General features: G+C 43.9%; 17 protein-coding genes. 11 read left to right on the top strand and 6 right to left on the bottom strand.

From position 1 onward, the window contains the following. Window positions 1–429: 429 nt before the first annotated feature. From gltB to AC4EHK_RS01940, 4 genes are all read right to left on the bottom strand, one after another. Window positions 430–5016, bottom strand: coding sequence for a glutamate synthase large subunit (gene gltB / locus AC4EHK_RS01955; RefSeq protein ID WP_490977115.1), 4587 nt, complete (start codon window positions 5014–5016; stop codon window positions 430–432). A 252-nt stretch (window positions 5017–5268) separates the two neighbouring features. Continuing rightward, entirely contained in the window at window positions 5269–7041 is a 1773-nt protein-coding gene (gene recQ / locus AC4EHK_RS01950) for a DNA helicase RecQ (protein WP_490977114.1), read from the bottom strand. 222 nt (window positions 7042–7263) lie between these two features. Continuing rightward, the gene (locus AC4EHK_RS01945) at window positions 7264–8049 is read right to left on the bottom strand and encodes an SDR family oxidoreductase (RefSeq protein WP_490977113.1); all 786 of its coding nucleotides are present in this window, start codon (window positions 8047–8049) and stop codon (window positions 7264–7266) included. A gap of 170 nt (window positions 8050–8219) precedes the next feature. After that, window positions 8220–8576, bottom strand: a complete 357-nt coding sequence (locus AC4EHK_RS01940) for a helix-turn-helix domain-containing protein (protein ID WP_490977112.1) — start codon at window positions 8574–8576, stop codon at window positions 8220–8222. Between the two features lie 437 nt (window positions 8577–9013). Between AC4EHK_RS01940 and AC4EHK_RS01935 the strand changes: the two genes are divergently transcribed. Beyond that, the gene (locus AC4EHK_RS01935; protein WP_490977111.1) at window positions 9014–10510 is read left to right on the top strand and encodes a peptide MFS transporter; all 1497 of its coding nucleotides are present in this window, start codon (window positions 9014–9016) and stop codon (window positions 10508–10510) included. A gap of 378 nt (window positions 10511–10888) precedes the next feature. Here AC4EHK_RS01935 and AC4EHK_RS01930 read toward each other — a convergent pair whose 3' ends face one another. Both AC4EHK_RS01930 and AC4EHK_RS01925 read right to left on the bottom strand, forming a co-directional pair. Beyond that, window positions 10889–11530, bottom strand: coding sequence for a pentapeptide repeat-containing protein (locus tag AC4EHK_RS01930; protein ID WP_490977110.1), 642 nt, complete (start codon window positions 11528–11530; stop codon window positions 10889–10891). A gap of 67 nt (window positions 11531–11597) precedes the next feature. Next, on the bottom strand, window positions 11598–12290 hold the full coding sequence (locus AC4EHK_RS01925) for a universal stress protein (RefSeq protein ID WP_490977109.1): 693 nt from the start codon (window positions 12288–12290) through the stop codon (window positions 11598–11600). Window positions 12291–12607: 317 nt separating this feature from the next. Here AC4EHK_RS01925 and AC4EHK_RS01920 point away from each other — a divergent pair, with 317 nt between their 5' ends. From AC4EHK_RS01920 to AC4EHK_RS01875, 10 genes are all read left to right on the top strand, one after another. Next, entirely contained in the window at window positions 12608–15013 is a 2406-nt protein-coding gene (locus tag AC4EHK_RS01920; RefSeq protein ID WP_490977108.1) for a Na+/H+ antiporter subunit A, read from the top strand. Then, window positions 15000–15422 (top strand): Na(+)/H(+) antiporter subunit B, encoded by a 423-nt coding sequence (locus AC4EHK_RS01915; protein WP_490977107.1) that lies wholly within the window; start codon window positions 15000–15002, stop codon window positions 15420–15422. Before AC4EHK_RS01920 ends, AC4EHK_RS01915 begins: the two co-directional genes overlap by 14 nt. Before the next feature lie 3 nt (window positions 15423–15425). Further along, on the top strand, window positions 15426–15764 hold the full coding sequence (locus AC4EHK_RS01910; RefSeq protein WP_490977106.1) for a Na(+)/H(+) antiporter subunit C: 339 nt from the start codon (window positions 15426–15428) through the stop codon (window positions 15762–15764). Continuing rightward, window positions 15757–17241, top strand: coding sequence for a Na+/H+ antiporter subunit D (locus AC4EHK_RS01905; protein WP_490977105.1), 1485 nt, complete (start codon window positions 15757–15759; stop codon window positions 17239–17241). Before AC4EHK_RS01910 ends, AC4EHK_RS01905 begins: the two co-directional genes overlap by 8 nt. A gap of 31 nt (window positions 17242–17272) precedes the next feature. Beyond that, complete coding sequence (locus AC4EHK_RS01900) at window positions 17273–17758, top strand: Na+/H+ antiporter subunit E (RefSeq protein ID WP_490977104.1); 486 nt, start codon at window positions 17273–17275, stop codon at window positions 17756–17758. Next, complete coding sequence (locus AC4EHK_RS01895; RefSeq protein WP_490977103.1) at window positions 17755–18039, top strand: Na(+)/H(+) antiporter subunit F1; 285 nt, start codon at window positions 17755–17757, stop codon at window positions 18037–18039. Before AC4EHK_RS01900 ends, AC4EHK_RS01895 begins: the two co-directional genes overlap by 4 nt. Further along, window positions 18017–18370 carry a Na+/H+ antiporter subunit G gene (locus AC4EHK_RS01890; protein ID WP_490977102.1) on the top strand — a complete coding sequence of 118 codons (354 nt, stop codon included), beginning with the start codon at window positions 18017–18019 and terminating at the stop codon, window positions 18368–18370. Before AC4EHK_RS01895 ends, AC4EHK_RS01890 begins: the two co-directional genes overlap by 23 nt. 167 nt (window positions 18371–18537) lie before the next feature. Then, a complete protein-coding gene (locus AC4EHK_RS01885; RefSeq protein ID WP_490977101.1) occupies window positions 18538–19233 on the top strand; it encodes a DUF1538 domain-containing protein in 696 nt (231 codons plus the stop codon). Then, window positions 19230–19967 carry a DUF1538 domain-containing protein gene (locus tag AC4EHK_RS01880; protein ID WP_490977100.1) on the top strand — a complete coding sequence of 246 codons (738 nt, stop codon included), beginning with the start codon at window positions 19230–19232 and terminating at the stop codon, window positions 19965–19967. Before AC4EHK_RS01885 ends, AC4EHK_RS01880 begins: the two co-directional genes overlap by 4 nt. After that, window positions 19957–20673, top strand: a complete 717-nt coding sequence (locus AC4EHK_RS01875; RefSeq protein ID WP_490977099.1) for a P-II family nitrogen regulator — start codon at window positions 19957–19959, stop codon at window positions 20671–20673. Before AC4EHK_RS01880 ends, AC4EHK_RS01875 begins: the two co-directional genes overlap by 11 nt. Window positions 20674–20785 lie beyond the last annotated feature (112 nt).

Here is a 20785-nt window from a genome sequence, read left to right as displayed (position 1 = left end):
TTCGCCTATTCGCGAAAACCCGGGATTTTTATTTTGTCGAGTCTCTAGTATCTTTTCGCTTTTCTTTGTCTAGACTCCAGCGCCCAGCTCTTCGGGTCATAAACCAACCCAGCTGTGTGGCAAAGAGCGCCACTTCGCTGGTCTGTCTTATGCCCGTCAGAGCTACATGGGCGCTTCCGCTTTTCTTTGTCCAGACTCCAGCGCCCAGCTCTTCGGGTCATAAACCAACCTAGCTGTCCAGTTGCAGTGCCTAGCTCTTCGGGATGTAAGCCACTCTGGCTGTGCGGCTGAAAACACGCCTCTTCGCCAAATCGTCTTACACCTGTCAGAGCTGTACAGGCACTTTCGCTTTTCGTGCTGTGTGGCAAAGAGCACCACTTCGCTGGCCTGTCTTGTGTCCGTCAGAGCTACATGGGCGCTGTCGCTTTTCTACTTCCCAGCGCCTGCCATTTTGCTTTCTTCAAAAGCAGCCATTTCTGCTTCGGGCTTCGCCATGCCGCTGCTTTGCAGTTTGCTGATCCGTTCGTTAATTTGGAGATAAGCTTTTGGAATGACACGCACAAATTTGGCGGTATAAATATCCCAATGCGCCAATAAACGAGTTCCCTTGGCACTGCTTGTGTAATGTACGTGTTTTTGAATCATTTGGCGCAATTCTTCAATTTCTGCTGGGTCCGCAAGCGGCTGCAAATGAACCATTTCCGCATTGCAGCGTTCGCTGAATGTACCTTCTTCATCAAGTACATACGCTACGCCGCCAGACATGCCGGCTGCAAAGTTTTTGCCGGTTTGTCCGAGAATCGCAACACGGCCGCCCGTCATGTATTCACAGCCATGGTCGCCCACACCTTCGACGACAATTTTGGCTCCGCTGTTTCTGACCGCAAAACGCTCGCCTGCAACTCCGTAAATATAAGCTTCACCGGCAGATGCTCCATAAAACGATACATTTCCGATAATAATATTGTTTTCTGGCAGGAATGTTGAATCCAATGCCGGATACACCATAATTTTACCGCCCGATAAGCCTTTTCCAACAAAGTCATTGGCATCTCCGATGAGGTTCATCGACATTCCTTTTGGAATGAACGCCCCAAAACTTTGTCCTGCAGACCCTTGGAAGTTCAAGTTAACCGTGTCTTCAGGCAAGCCTTCTGCACCGTAACGCTTCGAAATCGCGCTGCCCACAATTGTACCAGTCGCTCTGTGGATATTGCGGATAGCAGTCGCTACTTCAACGCGTTCACCCGTTTCAATAGCATTCCGGCAACGCGGCAACAGTTCCTGATGGTCCAAAGTTTTTTCCAATTCATGATTTTGTTTGATAGTTGCATAACGCCCAACTTTTTCAGGAAGTTCCGGCTGATACAACAAGGCACTCAAGTCAATACCGCCAGCTTTCCAGTGGTCTACTGCCTGATTGGCTTCGATAACATCGGTCCGTCCAATCATTTCATCAATAGTACGGAAGCCGAGTTCTGCCATCAGCTCACGCGTTTCTCGTGCGATAAAGCGCATGAAGTTCGCCACATGTTCCGGATCTCCGCCGTATTTTTCACGCAGCTCTGGATTCTGAGTAGCAATGCCGACAGGACACGTATCCAAATGGCAGACGCGCATCATAACACAGCCAAGCACGACAAGTGGTGCAGTGGAGAAACCAAATTCTTCAGCGCCAAGAAGAGCCGCTGTTACTACGTCGCGTCCAGTCATCATCTTGCCATCTGTTTCGACAACGATCCGATCACGCAAACCGTTCAATAGAAGGGTCTGATGCGTTTCAGCCAAACCAATTTCCCATGGAAGACCCGTATGCTTCAAGCTGGTTTTCGGTGCTGCACCTGTACCGCCATCATAGCCACTAATCAACACAACATCAGCACGGCCTTTTGCAACGCCGGCAGCAATTGTTCCGACACCGACGGCAGATACCAATTTAACACTTATACGCGCATCTGGATTTGCATTTTTCAAGTTGAAAATCAATTCTGCTAAATCTTCAATCGAATAGATATCGTGATGCGGAGGCGGCGAAATCAATTCGACACCCGGAGTTGATCCACGGACTTCTGCAATCCAAGGATAAACTTTTTTGCCAGGCAAGTGTCCGCCTTCTCCTGGTTTTGCTCCCTGTGCTACTTTAATTTGAATTTCATCTGCATTCACTAAATAGTGGCTGGTTACACCAAAACGTCCGGATGCCACTTGTTTAATGGAACTGCGGCGATTATCGCCATTTTCGTCGGGAATAAAGCGTGAAATTTCTTCTCCGCCTTCTCCAGAATTGCTCTTTCCACCGATCCGGTTCATCGCAACCGCAAGAGCTTCGTGCGCTTCCTTGCTGATAGAACCATAAGACATAGCACCTGTTTTAAAACGTGCACAGATTTCTTCAATTGTTTCTACCTCTTCAATCGGGACTGACGTCTGTTTTTTAAAGGACATTAAACCGCGCAGGGATTGAAGATTGGCTTTTTCATCAGTTAAAAGATTGGTGTATTTTTTGAAAACATCGTAATTATTGGTCCGACATGCATGCTGCAAAGTATGAATCGTTTTTGGATTGTACTGGTGATTTTCCCCATTTTCACGGTATTGGAATTCGTCACCCGACTCCAGTGCTTGGTCATCTCCCTGAGCAGATGGGTAAGCTGTTGCATGCCGCATAAGGACTTCTTTTGCAATGATATCAAGCCCAATACCGCCCAAGCGTGAAGATGTACGCGTGAAGTATTTATCAATTACATCCATATGAATGCCGACTGCCTCAAAAATTTGTGCGCCACGATAACTTTGGATAGTTGAAATACCCATTTTGGACAGCACTTTGATGATGCCGTCTGTAACAGCTTTCACATATGTTTGTTCTGCTTGTTCAAAACTCATATTTGGAATATCTTCAATTTCAACGAGGTTCTGGATCGTCTCAAAAGCCAAATAAGGGTTGATGCCTTCTGCACCATAGCCAAGAAGAGCCGCAAAATGATGCACTTCGCGTGGTTCCGCAGATTCCAATAAAATACTCATTTGCGTGCGCGTTCCTTGACGAATTAAGTGATGGTGAAGGCCTGATACAGCAAGAAGCGCAGGGATGGCTGCAAAGTCTTCATTTACGCCACGATCAGATAAAATCAATAATGTCGCACCGTTCTCAAGTGCTTGATCTGCTTCCGCAAAAACTGTTGCCAACTTTTGTTCCATTGCTTCCACACCATCATGTTTTGAAAACAAAATAGAAATGGTTTCAGCTTTAAAGTCCTCTATATTCTGCTGACGCAACTTTTCAAGTTCGGCATCAGTCAAAACTGGAGTTTCCAGTCGAATGTGGCGGGCACTTTCAGGGCTTGGCTGAACCAGGTTTCCCTCTGCGCCGATAGTGGTCCGTGCAGCTGTAATAATATGTTCACGAATCGCGTCAATTGGCGGGTTCGTCACTTGAGCAAACAATTGTTTAAAGTAATTGTAGAGTAGCTGTGGTTTTTTCGATAAGACAGCTAATGGCGAATCATAGCCCATTGAACCGACAGGATCTTTGCCTTCGGTTGCAAGCGGTTTGATGATTTTTTGGACTTCTTCCATCGTATAGCCAAAAGCCAACTGCCGTTTGATCAAGGGTTGCGCAACGTCAGGGTTTGAAGGTTTTACCGGCTCTGGAAGATCTTCCAAATCGAACATATTTTTCTCGATAAAATCCTTATATGGCAGTTCCGCTGCAATTTGAAGCTTAATTTCTTCGTCCGGAATGATTTTTCCTTCTTCCAGGTCCACCAAAAGCATTTTTCCTGGACGCAGACGATCTTTGTAAATAATATCGTCCGCAAAAATATCCAATGCCCCTACTTCTGATCCCATAACAATCATGCCGCTCTTTGTCACATAGTAACGCGCAGGGCGAAGGCCATTTCGATCCAGGCAAGCCGCAATCTGTTTGCCGTCAGTAAAGACCAATGCAGCCGGTCCATCCCATGGCTCCATCAATGTGCTGTGGTATTCATAAAAATCTCTTTTCTCCTGTTTGATGGTCGGATCATTGACCCAAGGTTCTGGTACCATCATCATCGCAGTGTGCGCCAACGATCTGCCAGACAAATGCAAAAATTCAAAACAGTTATCAAACATAGATGAGTCACTGCCTGTTTCATCAATGACTGGAAGAACTTTTTGAAGGTCTTCTTCGTTGAATGCCGGGGACGTACACAGCATCTGACGGGCTCGCATCCAATTGACATTGCCTCGCAGTGTATTGAATTCGCCATTGTGGATTGAGTAGCGGTTAGGGTGTGAACGCTGCCAGCTCGGGAAGGTATTCGTGCTGAAGCGTGAGTGGACAAGGGCTACTGCCGATTTAAATTCCGGATGGTTCAAGTCAATGTAAAAGGAATCCAGCTGTTCAGGGATTAACATGCCTTTGTAGACAATGGTACCCGCTGAAAGACTGCTAAAATACACATCTTTAAAATCCTCGTGGCCAAGCATTACCTGTTCGATCCGCTTGCGAATAATATACAACCGGCGCTCAAGGTCTATTCGGTTTTCTAAACCGTGGGCAGCTCCAATAAATACTTGGCGAATAACTGGCTTGCTTTTTGCTGCAACTTTTCCAACAAACGAATCATTGACCGGAACCGGACGCCATCCAAGGCAGATTTGTCCTTCTTCCTGAATGATTTGCTGAATCATTTCTTTTGTTTTCATGCGAAGATCATAATCCTGCGGCATAAATAGCATACCAATTCCATACTTGCCTTCTTCAGGCAATGTAATGCCTTCTTTTTCACATTGTTTTAGGAAAAAACGATGGGGAATTTGAGTTAAGATTCCAGCACCGTCTCCCGTGCTTGTATCAGACGACTGGCCGCCGCGATGTTCCAGGTTACACAATATATTTATGGCATTTTGAACGATTGCATGTGATTTATGTCCGTTAATATTGGCGATCATACCTATTCCGCACGCCTCATGCTCTTGATCTGGATGATAAAGTCCTTGTGGGATTGGATATTCTTTCTTGCTCATCAAACCGCCTCCTTCATTACACTGTTGTGTCATAATATTTTGATAGTATATCATAAGTCTGAATATATATACAATTACTCCGAGTAAAAAAATGTTAATTCTAAGTCAAAAATCCTATACCTATTTGAAAACGCTTCCAAATCCTAAAAAATGAAATCGTTATTTATAATAGAAACCTGCATATTTATACAAGTCAGACAATTTAAAAATAAAAAAACCCCGATTTAAACGGAGTTTTCTGCTTATATTTATTCACTTTTCAAGGCTATCAAATGACCGAATAGCTTGTAAAAAAGCTTCGCCATACTTCTCAAGCTTGTTGGCGCCGACGCCATTGACTTCTAAAAAATCTTCTTCATTTTTGGGTTTTCTCGCTACCATATCCTGCAAGGATTTATCTGAGAAAATGACGAAAGGCGGCACGCCTGCTTCGTCAGCCAGCCGCTTTCGAACTACCCGCAGCTCCTCAAACAAAGGATCGTTTGAAGCAATGCGCTTCGTAACAACCGCCCCTTTTCTCAACACTTGGCGCTTGCCGAGCAACACGTCTCTTCCACCATCCGGTACATAAATAGTAGGGAATGAACCATGTTCAACTGCTAAAAGTTCCTGTGAAATCATGAATTCAATCAAGTTCGAAACTTCTTTGGCATTTTGATGCTTTAAAATGCCATAAGTCGACAGCTTATCAAAACCAAAATCCAGCACCTTTTTGTTTCGTGATCCCGTCAGCACTTGGGCAGTCATCGCCTTGCCAAATTTTTGGCCCATCCGGATGACGCATGACAGCACCATTTGAACGTCTTTTGTCACATCCAGACTTTCTCTGTCATCTAAACAATTGCCACAGTGTCCACATTTTTCAGCGGCTGTATCCCCAAAATAGTGGATGATAAATTGCTGCAAACAACTTTCAGTATGGCAATAATCAACCATTCCCTGAAGTTTCACCAATTCACCTGGAATACGGCTAGGATCTTGCGCTTGATCAATCAGAAAACGTTGCGTCTGGACATCTTGTGACGCGTATAGCACGATGCATTCACTCGGCAAACCATCTCGCCCAGCACGTCCTGCCTCCTGATAATAGCTTTCCATGTTTTTAGGGACTTGATAATGGATGACAAACCGAATATTGGATTTGTCGATACCCATGCCAAACGCATTGGTAGCTACCATGACCGTCACCTCGTCATTTAAGAAACGTTCTTGCCCAATCTTTCTCTCTTGATCCGGCATTCCCGCATGATATTTCGCTGCCTTAATGCCTTTTTTTACCAGCATTTCATATACTGAATCTACTGTTTTGCGAGTGGCAGCATAGATGATTCCTGCTTCGTTGTCGTTTTTCGTCACATATTCCTTTACAAAACGTTCCCGGTCTTGTCCCCGTATGACGGAAAACGTCAAATTGGCCCGTTCGAATCCAGTCATTATAGTATGTTGTTCTTCAATGTTCAAAATTCGGCAAATGTCTTCACGCACTTGAGGTGTAGCTGTCGCCGTTAGAGCAAGTACTGTCGGATTATTTGGAAACAGTTCTGTCATACGGCTGATCAACCGGTAACTCGGGCGGAAATCATGGCCCCATTGAGAAATACAGTGAGCTTCATCGACCGCAATCAACGGAACATGGACTCCCTGCAGTTCATTCAAGAACATTTCCGAGTCCAGCCGTTCAGGAGCAATATACAGCAACTTGATGGCTCCACGCTGAACATCTATCAGCGTTTCTCGTACTTCATCAAAACCTAAAGAGCTATTTATATAAGCTGCTGGAATACCGGCAGCCAAAAGGGCATCCACTTGGTCTTTCATCAATGAAATCAGAGGAGACACGACAATCGTTGTCCCTTCCATAACTAGCGCTGGAATTTGATAGCACATGGACTTGCCCCCGCCTGTCGGCATGACACAAATCGAATTGTGTCCTTCAAATACCTGCGTAATTGCTTGTTCCTGACCGACCCGGAAAGACTCGTAACCGAAATGGGACTGCAATAATTTTTTCGCACTTTCCAACAAAATAGAACACTCCTAATACTCGTATCGTATGAGTTAGCTTACCACATTTTCGCCCCTTTTTCTTTGATTAACTGCTATGAAAACACAGAGAGAACCGTCCCTTAAGCTTTCGCTTTCAAGACGGTTCTCTCGTTCAAGACATATTTTCAAGCAAAGGAAAAGAATGCTTGTTTTCCCAGTAAATCAACTGACTTTTTTCCTTTATAACGCATACTATTAGTTTTAAACTTCCAAATCCCATCGCTTGGCTTCTTCTTCCTTCATCTGCTTTTCCGTTTCTTCAGGAAAGGCTGTGCGGAATTTATGTGTATCCAGCGGTATGACTTCAATCATTTTCTTGATCATGTCTGCTGGATCGTATTGATTTTCCAGCGCTTTGTCGCCTTCTTCCATATCTTCTTTTCTAGTGAAATGGATGGATTCATCGTACCACTTCCATTTTGCCTCTGCACTGCGGTCGTTAAAGCCTGTCGCAAATGCTCCAGGATTGATGGTTGCCACTTGAACGCCGTGGCCTTCTAACTCCTGCTGCATCGTCGCCGCAATAGCTTCAATCGCATGCTTTGTCGCCGTATATGGGCCTACATAAGGAGTTGCCATGATTCCAGCCATTGAAGACATGAAAATAATTTTGCCTTTGCCTTTATCCACAAATTTTCGTGCAGCGATCTGAGCAGTTTCCAAAGTGCTAAAAACATTTACCTCGAATAACTCTCTAAAATTCGCCATTGGCACTTCCGAAAGCGGTCCGCCTTCGTTGACTGCGGCATTGGCCACAAAAATGTCAAAGTCGTAATCCAACATTTGCGCTAAGTCCTGGGGATTTTTAATATCCATCTTGAACACTTCTAGATCCAAACCTTCTGCGGCGGCTTCTTCACGCAATGCTGTTACTTGCGGAGCTGTTTCTACCGGAGCGATAACTTTATGCCCCTGCGCCGCCAGCCCGAATGCTGTTCCTTTCGCCAGTCCACTTCCTGCACCTGTGATAAAGATTGTTTTACTCATTTATTTCATCCTCCTAATAATTAAATTCCCATACTACTTGTCTTCCCGGTAAAGTATGAAGTAAACGAAGTTTTAACTAAGCTCGCGCATTTCTCCAGTTTTTTTAAACAACGCAATAAATGCCCAATCCACAGAAATGGATTGGGCATTTATATTGGTCTTTGCAGCAATTATGAAGTCGCTACTCCATAACTGCCCATACGGCGCTTAACTTGGATAAAAGAAGCAGCTTCAGCAATCTCGTGCTGATTAAGCGGCTGATCATCAAGCATTAGGTTGTAATCGTTTAAGAAACTCGTATTCTGAAGGTCCACATTAATTGTCCGTTCGCTGCGATCCAACAAACTGTCGACCGATATCTCAAAATAGTCGGCAAGTCTTTCGAGATGTACTACAGAAACTTGTTTCTTTCCACTTTCATAAGCCCAGACCGTACTTTTCGCAAAGCCGATTGCTTCTGCCAACTCTTCAGTAGATAGTCCCTTCGCTTCTCTCAAGTCCTTGATTCGTTTACTCAACTGTTTCATATATACTCCTGCTCCCTAATTAATATTCTAACTATTTTAAATATACTGCACCTTGCGCTTTTTCACAATCTTTTTTGGATAATTCTTTAAATAAGTGTGAATAATTAGTGAACACTAACTAAAGATTACTAAATATGGTTATTTAATAGGATATTATCGTTACTTAATTTACCATATTAAAAGTTTTTTCAAATAGCAGGTAAATAGACACTTTAAAGATTATTATTCATTCCAGTGCCACTTCACCTGTAGAAAATTAATTTTTAATACAAATTAGAATATAATAATTATTCTAATAAAATTTATCGGTTTTTATAATCTATCAAAAAGAACCAAAATAACGAATTAAAACCCTTTTAAATTAGAAATTAAATTAATTTTGACTTTTTCAAACAAAAAAATTACTATGTTAGAATAAACAATTGGAGGTTATGAAGATGTCTGAAAAATATTCTCGGCAAGATATTGTCGATAGCGTTCCTCAAAAAGGCTTTTTTGGTCATCCAAAAGGGCTTTTCACCCTGTTTTTCACTGAATTCTGGGAGCGGTTCTCCTATTATGGGATGAGAGCCATCCTGGTCTTTTATATGTATTATGAAATTTCTGATGGCGGCCTCGGCCTCGACCAAACAACTGCACTGTCGATCATGTCCATTTATGGCTCACTAGTTTACATGTCAGGAATCATTGGCGGCTGGCTAGCCGACCGGATATTTGGTACTTCAAAAGCTGTTTTTTATGGTGGGATACTTATTATGCTTGGGCACATTGCTCTTGCGATTCCAGGAAGCCTTGCTTTATTCTTTGTATCCATGGTACTGATTGTCTTAGGTACCGGCTTGCTGAAACCAAACGTATCCAGTGTCGTTGGTGAAATCTATGCGGACAATGATGACCGCCGCGATGCTGGCTTCAGCATCTTTTACATGGGCATCAATATGGGCGGATTCCTTGCTCCACTTCTTGTCGGTACTGTCGGCATGAGAATCAGCTTCCACTTGGGCTTCAGTATCGCAGTTATCGGCATGTTCCTAGGTTTAGTGATATTTGTAGTTACGAAAAAGAAAAATCTTGGATTGGCAGGAACCGTAGTGCCAAATCCGTTATTGCCTTCGGAACGCAAGACTACCATTAAAATCTTTACTATTGGTGCCTTGATCATCGCTGCGGCAGTAGCCGTCGGCATCCCCACTGGATTGCTGACTTTTGACAGTTTTGTAGCGATTGTCGGTATTTTTGGCATCTTGATTCCAGTCGCTTATTTCACCGTAATGTATCGCAGCAAGAAAACTACAGAAGTGGAACGCTCACATCTGTTGGCGTATATTCCATTATTCATTGCTTCAGTCATGTTCTGGGCGATCCAGGAACAAGGGTCTACCATTCTTGCTGCATATGCCGATACACGCACAGATCTCGAATTTGCGGGAATTACTATTTCTCCCGCCTGGTTCCAATCTCTAAATCCATTGTTCATCATCATGCTAGCTCCAGTCTTTGCTTGGCTATGGGTAAGACTCGGAAGCAAACAACCGTCTATTCCACAGAAATTCTCTCTGGGACTCCTGTTTGCAGGCCTATCATTCCTGGTGATCTTATTGCCCGCTTATTTTGGAGGTCCTGCAGCACTCGTCAACCCGCTTTGGCTTGTTCTTAGTTATTTCATCGTTGTGCTCGGCGAACTTTGTTTGTCTCCAGTAGGCTTATCAGCGACTACCAAATTGGCACCTGCCGCTTTCTCAGCACAAACAATGAGCCTCTGGTTCTTATCCAACGCTGCCGCTCAGGCGATCAATGCACAATTGGTTAAGTTTTACACAGTAGAAAATGAAATGATGTATTTCGGAATTATTGGCGGTGCATCAATCGCCCTCAGTATTCTGTTGTTCATCTTCGCCCCACGCATTCAGAGCTTCATGAAAGGCGTCCGGTAACTAGAAAAGCGTAAGCGCCCGTGTAGATTCGACGGGCATAAGACGCACTGGCTGTGCGGCATGTTTTCAGCCGCACAGCCAGAGTGGCTTATGACACTAGAATCTGGGCGCTGAAGTCTGGACAATAAAGAAAAGCGGAAGCGCCCATGTAGCTCTGCCGGGCATAAGACAGTCCGGCGAAGCGGCGTTCTTTGCCGCACAGTCGGGCTGGCTTATGACCCAAAGAGCTGGGCGCTGAAGTCTGGACAATAAAGAAAAGCGTAAGCGCCCATGTAGCTCTACTTGGAACATTAATAAAATAGTTGAAGATATATTTAAAACATGAAAAAAACCCGGCAGTGAAAACTGCCGGGTTTTTTTCATGTTTCTTCTATAATATTAGTTATGTTCTACAATCATTCCCATTTGCCGTGCAAAAGCGATAGCTTGATCTGGCGATACCTTGCAACCTCGCAACTTATCAATGGATACTTGGATGCTCTCAAAAGTATTTGTGCTCAAATCAATTCCTTTTAAGCTCGTTTCAGTGAAATTGATATCGTTCATCTCACACTTAAGAAATTCACTGGCCTTTAGCTCCATTTCGTAAAAGTCTGCGAAACGAAGCGAAGAGGAAAGAAATTGAACCGTATTGCACAAAGAAAATCCGAAAGTAACATAATTCATAATGCATTCTTCAAAAAGTGTGTGGCGTATTCCAGCTTCAGCAAAATTGGTGCCCAGCAGTTTGGAATTTCGGAATTCAGTCCGGTGAAAAACGGCACGGGTCAAATCAGCATTGGATAAATCACAATTTAAAAAAATCACATCGACAAATTCTGAACGCGGCCAAACAATTTCAAGAAAATTGACGTTCTCAAAAATGACATTATCAACGTGAAGTGCTTCTTCTGTTTGGAAATCAATGGTTTCCTGAAAAATTTTGCAATTGCTTATGTAATTGTCATCTAATGCTTCGGCAAACAGTTTGGTTTCAAGTTCGTTAGCGATCGCGGGTTCCAACCTTTTGGTTTTCTTCATAAATTCCTGATCCTCCTCTTGAATCAACAAAAGGCTGCCTCTATGGCGAAGCAGCCCTTTATTGTTATTATTTATTTTTCACTAATTCTTTGCCCAGGCACTCATCTATAATTTCAGGCAAGTCAATCCAGTCTTCGGTTACCTCAACCTGATAGACTTTGTTGTCGTGCATGAACTTAAAAATGCCATTATCAAAATCGGTGCCGATTTCCTTGAAGAAAATCCCTTCAAGCTGACAGTTTTTCGATTGGGTAAAGTTGATTTTATAGCTTTCTTCATCCTTCACCAAATAACAGCGTACGCCTTTTTCAAATTCGTCCCCTTCAACGCCTTTGACAGTGCGTGCCAGTGAAACAACGTGAAGATCCACTAGCGGAATTTCACGCAGCAACATGTTCAGGAAAGAACCCTTGGTAATTTCTTCCCATCTGCTTCTTGCCGTTTGCCCAATAATGATTTGAGTAATGTTAAATTCATGAGAAACTTCCGCAATTACTTTCGCAGATGGACGTTTTTCATTATCGCGAACAATAAACTCTTCAGCTTCATATTCTTCGGCAAGTTCTCTCCACCGTTCAATGTAAGATGCTTTTTCGGCGTCAAATTCATCAGCAGACTTCTGATCCACTGTTAAAATATACAAGGGACAATCCAACATAGTAGCAAGTTTATTACCCCGATTGATTAAACGTTCACCATTCGGCCCGTAAAAAACACATACGAGGATGCTTTCATCCATTCGTCCTCTAATTTTTTTCATTTATGTTCACCCCTCCGGGAATATAATTCATATCCTGATGTTCAAAACTATGAAATTATACTTCTTCCGCTATAGAAAATCAAGGGTTTTCATCTACTTTTAGATTTTCCATTCGGGAAGGTTTGCAAGTCTTTTCGCTGCAGCGTTGGCTGACAAATGAAAAACACTTGATTTTCCTGTATAATTTACATTGGCTACTTTACGAGCCCTCAGCATACCATGTGCTAGAAAAATCTAAATCCTTTTTCCTTATTATATACCCATTTCCCATTTTTTCATTCACCTTTGTTTTCTACTCTACTCCAGGAGGTTCTGCTGTGCATTTATTGATTATAGCTATTTTAGTCCCATTTATCGCCGCCGCTCTCATACCGATTATACATAAACGATTAGGAGCCCTTCATATCGGCTGGCTTGTTTTGCTTGTTCCGCTCGCATTATTCCTTATTTTCGTCATTCAAATCCCCGCTATCTCAAATGGTGAAACGCTGATTCAGGCGGTCAATTGGATTCCTTCACTTGGCATTAACTTCACAGTTTATCTTGATGGCCTCAGTTTGATTATGGCGTTGCTGATTACCGGCATGGGAAGCCTGGTAGTTCTCTACTCCATCTACTACTTATCATCATCCGATTCTTTTCCGCATTTTTATGCCTACTTGCTCTTATTCATGGGCGCTATGCTTGGCGTCGTCTTATCTGACAACCTCCTTGTTCTCTACGTCTTCTGGGAACTGACTAGCATCTCTTCATTCCTGCTGATTGCTTTCTGGTATCACCGGAAAAACTCACGTTACGGTGCTCAAAAGTCACTGCTTATTACTGTATTTGGTGGATTTGGGATGTTGGCAGGATTTTTGATGCTACATTCCATGACCGGCACTTTCAGCATCCGTGAAATTCTGGCTAGTATTGGTCAGTATACAGACCATGCGCTGTTTTATCCGGCAATGTTCCTAGTGCTGCTCGGCGCCTTTACAAAATCGGCCCAATTTCCTTTCCACATCTGGCTGCCGGATGCCATGGAGGCGCCAACCCCTGTCAGTGCCTATCTGCACTCTGCTACGATGGTTAAAGCCGGCTTGTACCTGGTTGCCCGGTTCACTCCGATTTTTGGAGGGACAGCCGAGTGGTTCTGGACAGTCACAATTGTCGGCCTCATTACTTTATTCTGGGGGGCATTCTGTGCCGTTCGTCAGACTGATTTAAAGGCTCTGCTCGCGTACTCAACCATCAGCCAGCTCGGCCTCATCATGAGCTTGCTGGGCCTTGGTTCGGCTGCATTGCACTTTGGAGATGGCGAACAGGGAGCGCTGTACGGGCTCGCCATATTCGCTGCCTTGTTTCATATGGTTAACCATTCTACATTCAAAGGCGCACTGTTCATGGTAGTCGGTATCGTCGATCATCAGGTCGGAACGCGGGATATCCGACGCCTTGGCGGCCTTATGGCTTTTCTGCCAATTACATTTACATTTGCTGTCATTGGCAGTTTTTCAATGGCGGGCCTTCCGCTGCTTAACGGTTTTTTGAGCAAGGAAATGTTTTTCACGGCCTCTGTCAATGCGGTTAGCCTGCCAATTTTTGGAGTTTCTGCTTGGGGCTTGTTGATTCCAATCATTGCCTGGACCGCATCCGTTTTCACTTTCGTTTACTGCATGATTTTTGTCTTCCGTACTTTTTTTGGCACACCCCAGTTAAAGAAATTAGATAGAAAACCAGTAGAGCCATCTATCGGTATGCTTATTTCTCCAGCAATACTTTGTGTATTGATCGTCGGTTTGTTCTTTGCGCCTAACCTGTTGGGCGATCACCTTCTAAAACCAGCATTAACTGGCGTTATCCCAGGAATTTCAGGAGCAGCACCCGAACGCATTTATGCATGGCATGGCTTTAATACAGAGTTGTATATGACGTTGGGAATTATTGTAATCGGGACGCTTCTCTTCCTCACATTCCGCAGCTGGCGCAAAATTTACCTTATCCAGCCGGCAGGATGGAATTTTACAGTTCTATACAATTCGTTCCTGAAGGATTTGAAAAGAGCTGCAAATTGGATCACTACACATTATATGACAGGCTACCTTCCTGCTTATTTTGCTTATATTTTTGTCTTCTTTATTGTGGCAGCCGGCGGGGCCCTATTCTTGACTGGCGCATTATCGATTGATTTGGCCAACGATTCGCCTGTTGCTTTATATGAAGGCATGCTTGTATTTGTTATGGCCGCCGCTGCGATCAGCATTCTGTTTGCAAAATCACGGCTTACTGCTATTTTATTGAACGGTGTGCTGGGCTTTTCTATCGCTATTTTCTTTGTTCTTTTCCGTGCGCCGGATTTGGCGTTGACGCAATTGGTTATTGAAACAGTCACTACGGCATTATTCCTTCTATGTTTCAACTTTTTGCCGGAATGGACAAAAGAGGACGCTTCAAAACGGACAAAGATCAGAAATGCTGTTATTGCAATCGGAGCCGGCGCTACAGTTACGCTGATTGGATTGACAGTCAACAGCGGGAATTTGTTTGAGAGCATCTCTGGCTATTTTGAAGATTCCTATGAATTGGCCGGCGGCGACAATATCGTCAATGCCATTCTTGGTGATTTCCGCGCCTTTGATACCTTGCTGGAATCACTGGTTCTGTTCATTGCCGGACTTGGCGTCTACACGTTGATTCGCTTAAAGCATGGAAAGGGGCCGGAAAAAGATGAACATCAATGACGTGATTTTAAAAACTGTTTCTAAAGCCGTCGTCTTGATTATTTTAACTTTCGGCATTTACCTGTTTCTTTCCGGACACAATCAGCCAGGCGGTGGCTTTATCGGGGGCTTGGTAATTGCTTCAGCTTTTGTATTGATGTTTTTATCGTACGATTCAGAAACAGTCAGCGATGCATTGCCGATTGATTTCAAAAAATTATCGGCACTGGGTGTATTATTGGCGATGGTAAGCGGAACAGTACCCATGTTTTTTGGTGAAGCTTTTCTGGCCCAAAGCTTTGGTTATTTCGATTTGCCGATCTTTGGCAAAACAGAACTTGCCACGGTCACCATATTTGAAGCTGGCATCGCGTTGACGGTTGTTGGCGTAGTTGTAAATATAATTCTTAGTATAAGTGAGGATGAGTAGCCTGTGGAATCATTGATCATCATTTTGGTCGGCGTCCTTACCACGGTCGCCATCTATCTCGTATTATCCAAAAATGTAGTACGCGTCATATTAGGGACTGCGATCTTGTCCCACGCGGTCCATATGCTCATTCTATCCATGGGTGGTTTGAAGCTCGGGACAGTCCCTCTACTTGGTGAAGAAGCTGAAACTTACGTGGATGCTTTGCCGCAGGCATTGATCCTAACGGCCATTGTCATCAGTTTCGCTGTTACGGCCTTTGTCCTTGTGCTCGCCTATCGCGCCTATCAGGAACTGGGAACAGATAATTTGGAAGCAATGAGAGGTTCTGATGATGAATAATATTTTAGTTCTCCCCATGCTAATTCCAATTATCGTTGGTGTATTGCTAATTTTCCTCCGTACTTATGGCCGTATTCAAGCTTGGATCAGTATTGCGGCCATGGTCGTGACGGCCGGAATTTCGTTCTATATTTTACATCTAGTACAGACTGAAGGGATTTTCCGCTTGGATTTCGGGGGGTGGGAACCACCTTTTGGCATTCTATTCGTCGCGGACTCTTTTTCCATTTTGTTGGTGCTGACTTCCAGCATAGTGACGGCCGTCTGCTTGAGTTATGCCCTGATTTCTACCAGTAAAGAACTGCAGACCATGTATTTTTATCCAACTGTGCTGTTTTTGTTAGCTGGCGTCAATGGTTCGTTCTTGACCGGTGATTTGTTCAATTTATTTGTTTGTTTTGAAGTAATGTTGTTATCTTCTTATGTATTGCTAACTTTGGGAAATTCCAAACGCCAGCTGCGCGAAGCCATCAAATATGTATCCATCAACATCGTTTCCTCGTGGTTCTTCCTGGTAGCTCTCGCTTTCCTTTATGGAAGCGTTGGTACACTGAATATGGCTCACGTGGCCGAACGGGTTGCAGAAGTTGGCCAAACCCCACTTTTGACAACCATTAGCATTGTCTTTTTAGTGGTTTTCAGCTTGAAGGCAGGTTTACTTTTGTACTTTTGGCTTCCTGGTTCTTACAGTTCACCCCCTATTGTCACCTCCGCCCTTTTTGGAGCTTTGCTGACGAAGGTTGGGATTTATGCCCTGTTTCGCATGTTTTCACTAATCTTTCATCACCAGCCGGAAGTTACTCACACCATTATCGGCATCATGGCTGCTATCACCTTGATCGGAGGCAGTTTGGGGGCGATTGCCTTTAATGATATCCGCAGCATTGCGGCTTACAACGTAGTCATTGCTGTCGGATTTATGCTTGTCGGCTTGGCAATTGCTACTCCGGAGGCAATTGAAGGAGCTATCTACTATATCATTCATGATATGGTTGCCAAAGCGCTGTTATTCCTGCTGATCGGTACCATGATTACCTTAAGCGGCACTTCGAAAATGGTCGGGATGAGCGGACTGATGAAAAACTATCCGTTGCTTGGCTGGTCTTTCTTTGTCGCCATGCTGTCGCTTGCCGGCATTCCCCCACTCAGTGGGTTTATTGGCAAAGTGTTGATTTCGAGTGCAGCAATTGACAGTGGCTCTTATGTGTTGCTGGCGTTAGCGCTATTGTCCAGTATTTTTGTTCTGTACTCGCTGCTCCGTATCTTTAAAAATTGTTTCTGGGGTGAAACCATTGTCAGTAAGGAAGAACAGCTGCCGTTGCGCAGAGGCGTCCTTCTTCCTTGCTTGGCGCTCGTATTTATGACCATTGCCATTGGTTTAGGCGTCGAGGGCTTGTCCATTTACGTAACGGATGCAGCTGAAACTTTGCTAAACCCTGATATATATATTGATGCTGTGTTGGGCATCATCCAATAAATCCATTTTTTATTGAAAGGAGTGAATTAAAGTGCCGGCTCAGTTCCTATTAAATATCACCATCGCCTTGCTCTGGACACTGTTGATGGATGAAGACGCTTTTTATATCACGACTTTTCTAACTGGTTATTTGATTGGTATTGGGATTCTTTTCCTTATGCATCGTTTCTTTGGAACCAAGTTTTACTTGTTGCGCGTCTACTCTACCATCAAATTGCTGTTCATTTTTATCTCGGAACTTTCCCAATCCAGTTTGCTGATCATGAAGCAGATTCTTAGCCCAAAGCTAAAAATAAAACCAGGAATTTTCACATACGAACATAGCATGGAAGGCGATTATGAGTTGACCACGCTCGCCCTTTTGCTGACGTTGACCCCGGGTTCTGTTGTCATGGAAGTATCTCCAGATGGAAAAACATTCTATATCCACGCGATGGATATGGAAAGCTCTCACGATTCCGTATTGAAATCCATTAAAGTGTTCGAAAAAGCAATTATGGAGGTGACGAGAAATTGATTGGTACTATATTGACTGTTGCGCTGTCACTGTTCATCCTGGCCATCATCCTGGCACTTTATCGGATCATCCGCGGGCCATCAATGCCAGACCGGGTGGTGGCACTTGATATGATCGGAGTCAACTTAATCTCAGGAGTTGCCGTATTTTCGGTAGTTCTTGGCACACATGCTTTTCTCGAAGTCATCCTGATTGTGGGTATTCTAGCATTTATCAGTACCATCGCATTAGCTCGTTTTGTTGAAAGGGGCGATATCGTTGAGCATAAGCATGATCGGTGAATATGTCGGTGTACTTTTAATTCTAGTCGGCAGCATTATGGCTGTCATCAGCGCTATTGGGATCCTTAGACTGCCAGATGTCTATACGCGTTCTCATGCTGCCACCAAAAGCTCAACATTAGCTGTGTTGTTGTCCTTATTAGGTACCTTCATTTATTTTTGGGCATCCGAAAATTTTATCAGCGTCCGGCTTTTATTAGGCATCGCGTTTGTCTTTTTAACAGCTCCTGTCTCAGGCCATTTGATTACGCGGGCTGCATACCGTTCAAACGTAAAATTAGCTGACTCTTCCACAGAAGATGCATTGGAAGAGATATTGCGAAAAAAGTAAGAAATAGGAATTTCACTATCTTTTCTTGCCATCCATAACTTCAGACGACAAGAGCATGGCTATTCTTCGGAATATGCAAATGCTCTTTTTTTAATAATAAAGCAAAAGTTTATGATTCTATTCGCAGGGAATAGGAATAAAAAAACAGAAATGGAGACGGACATCTGATGGAAAATGTGACCGAAACTTTTAAAGAAGTTGCCGCCGCAATCCTTCCCGTCACGGTAGTCGTTGTTCTTTTGCAGCTCCTCTTTATCCGAGTGCCTTTTGAAGCCGTGCTCCAATTTTTTATTGGAGTCGTTTTTGTCAGCCTTGGATTTTTCCTGTTTCTTATTGGTGTGAATGCTGGACTGTTGCCGATTGGCGAAATGATTGGCAAGCGACTGCCCAGCACAAAAAAAGCTGGACTTGTAATTGCAACCGGATTTTTGCTTGGTCTGGCAGTCACTATTGCTGAACCAGATGTTCGTGTTCTTGCTAAACAAATTGATGAAGTTTCGCAAGGAGCCGTTAGCTCCGCAATTCTGATTTTCTCCGTTTCTATTGGTTTGGCTGCTTTTGTCGCATTGGCCATGATCCGAACCATCTATCGAATTCCTCTTCATTATTTACTGTTCGGCGGTTATGCGCTTGTTTTCCTCTTGTCCTTGTTCGTGCCCGAATCCTTTATTTCTATTTCCTTCGATTCTGGAGGCGTTACAACTGGGCCCATGGCAGTTCCGTTTATTCTGGCACTTGGCATTGGGGTAGCCTCTGTACTTCGCACGGAAAATGAAAGTTCTGGTGAAAAGTTTGGCCTAATTGGCTTGGCATCCATTGGACCGATACTGGCAGTCATGGTGCTGGGGGTGTTATTCAGGTGAACCTTGATGTTTTCGATGGCTTTCAAACTGTGATGTTAGAAGTCAGCATGGCCCTTCTTCCGCTCCTTATTTTTTTTGCTGCCTTTCAAGTGTTTATGCTAAAACTGCCTTTGCAACGTGTTTTACAGGTGGGACTCGGATTTATTTTAACGTTCTTTGGCCTTTCTTTTTTTCTTCAAGGAGTCCATGTCGGCTTTATGCCAGTTGGAACCATGATGGGACAAGAACTCGGCAGTTTGGAAAACAAGTGGCTGCTGATTCCGATAGGCTTTGTCCTTGGCTTTGCCGCCACTTTTGCTGAACCGGCAGTCAGCATTATGATCGATGAAGTCGACCAGGAAACCGGCGGGTATATTTCACGAAATGTAATGCTCTCTGCATTGTCTGTAGGCGTCGGGACCGCCATTGCTTTGTCCATGCTTAGAATTTTAACTGGCTGGTCCTTATGGTATTTCATTATTCCAGGTTATTTACTCGTATTCATACTTGTATTTTTTTCAACCCAAACGTTTATTGGCATCGCTTTTGATTCTGGCGGAGTAGCAACTGGTCCCATGACGGTTACATTTGTGGTTGCTATCGCTGTTGGAATTTCAACAGCGATAGAAGGCAGTGATCCATTGATAGATGGCTTTGGAATGATCGCACTCGTTGCCCTTACCCCAATCATCGCTGTACTGATAGTGGGGCTAATTTTCACTAGAAAAGGCGGGAGAGATACTGATGACTCTTAATCATAGGCTGATGATCGCTATCGTTAAACGAGGTCATTCACGTGACGTCATTTCTGCTGCAAAACATGCCGGTGTTGACGGTGCTACCGTTATATATGGACAAGGCATCGGGAGAAATGAAAAATCAACTTTCTTTGGCTTGCCGGCAACTCATGAGAAGGACGTGATTTTCCTAGCCCTGGACGGCCATCTTGAGAATGTTGTAACAGAGGCCGTTTCTAAAGCCGGAGAATTGGGGAAATCAGGATACGGGCTTGGTTTTACTGTTCATTTAAGCAAGTTATTGGGAGTGCCCCATCTTTCCAAACGAACGGATGACAGGAGAAAAAAGAATGGAGGCAATGAAATGGAGACAACAGAAAACATCTTTCAATTGATTGTAACGATTGTAAATTCCGGAGACTCTGCAGCTGTCGTAAAAGCCGCTTCGAAGGCTGGAGCTGAAGGCGGAACCATTTTGAATGGCCGTGGAACCGGCGTCAATGAGCAGCAAAAGTTTTTAAATTTCACCATCGATCCTGAAAAAGACGTGGTACTGACGCTAGTGCCTGCCAGCTATGCAGAAGGTGTCGTCAAGAGCATTGAAAAAGCCGTCGATTTAAACGCTCCAGGCAAAGGGATTGCGTTTCTCATAGATGTTGAAAGGGTCTTTGGCGTTAATCATTCTTCTCTCGACCGCCAAAATCAGCTGCACAAGGATCATTAATATGGTCTTTGCTTTAAAGAACAGACAACGCTGCCCAGGTGTGCCTGCCTTTTTAAATTCCTGCCAGCAGAATTTTATTTCGCAGGCTCTCGCTTTTATTGCCTATGGTGCA

The sequence above is a fragment of the Planococcus sp. TJ-307 genome (genome assembly GCF_058268435.1).
Note: the sequence above shows the minus strand (reverse complement) of the source record. Positions and strands in the feature narration are given on the sequence as shown.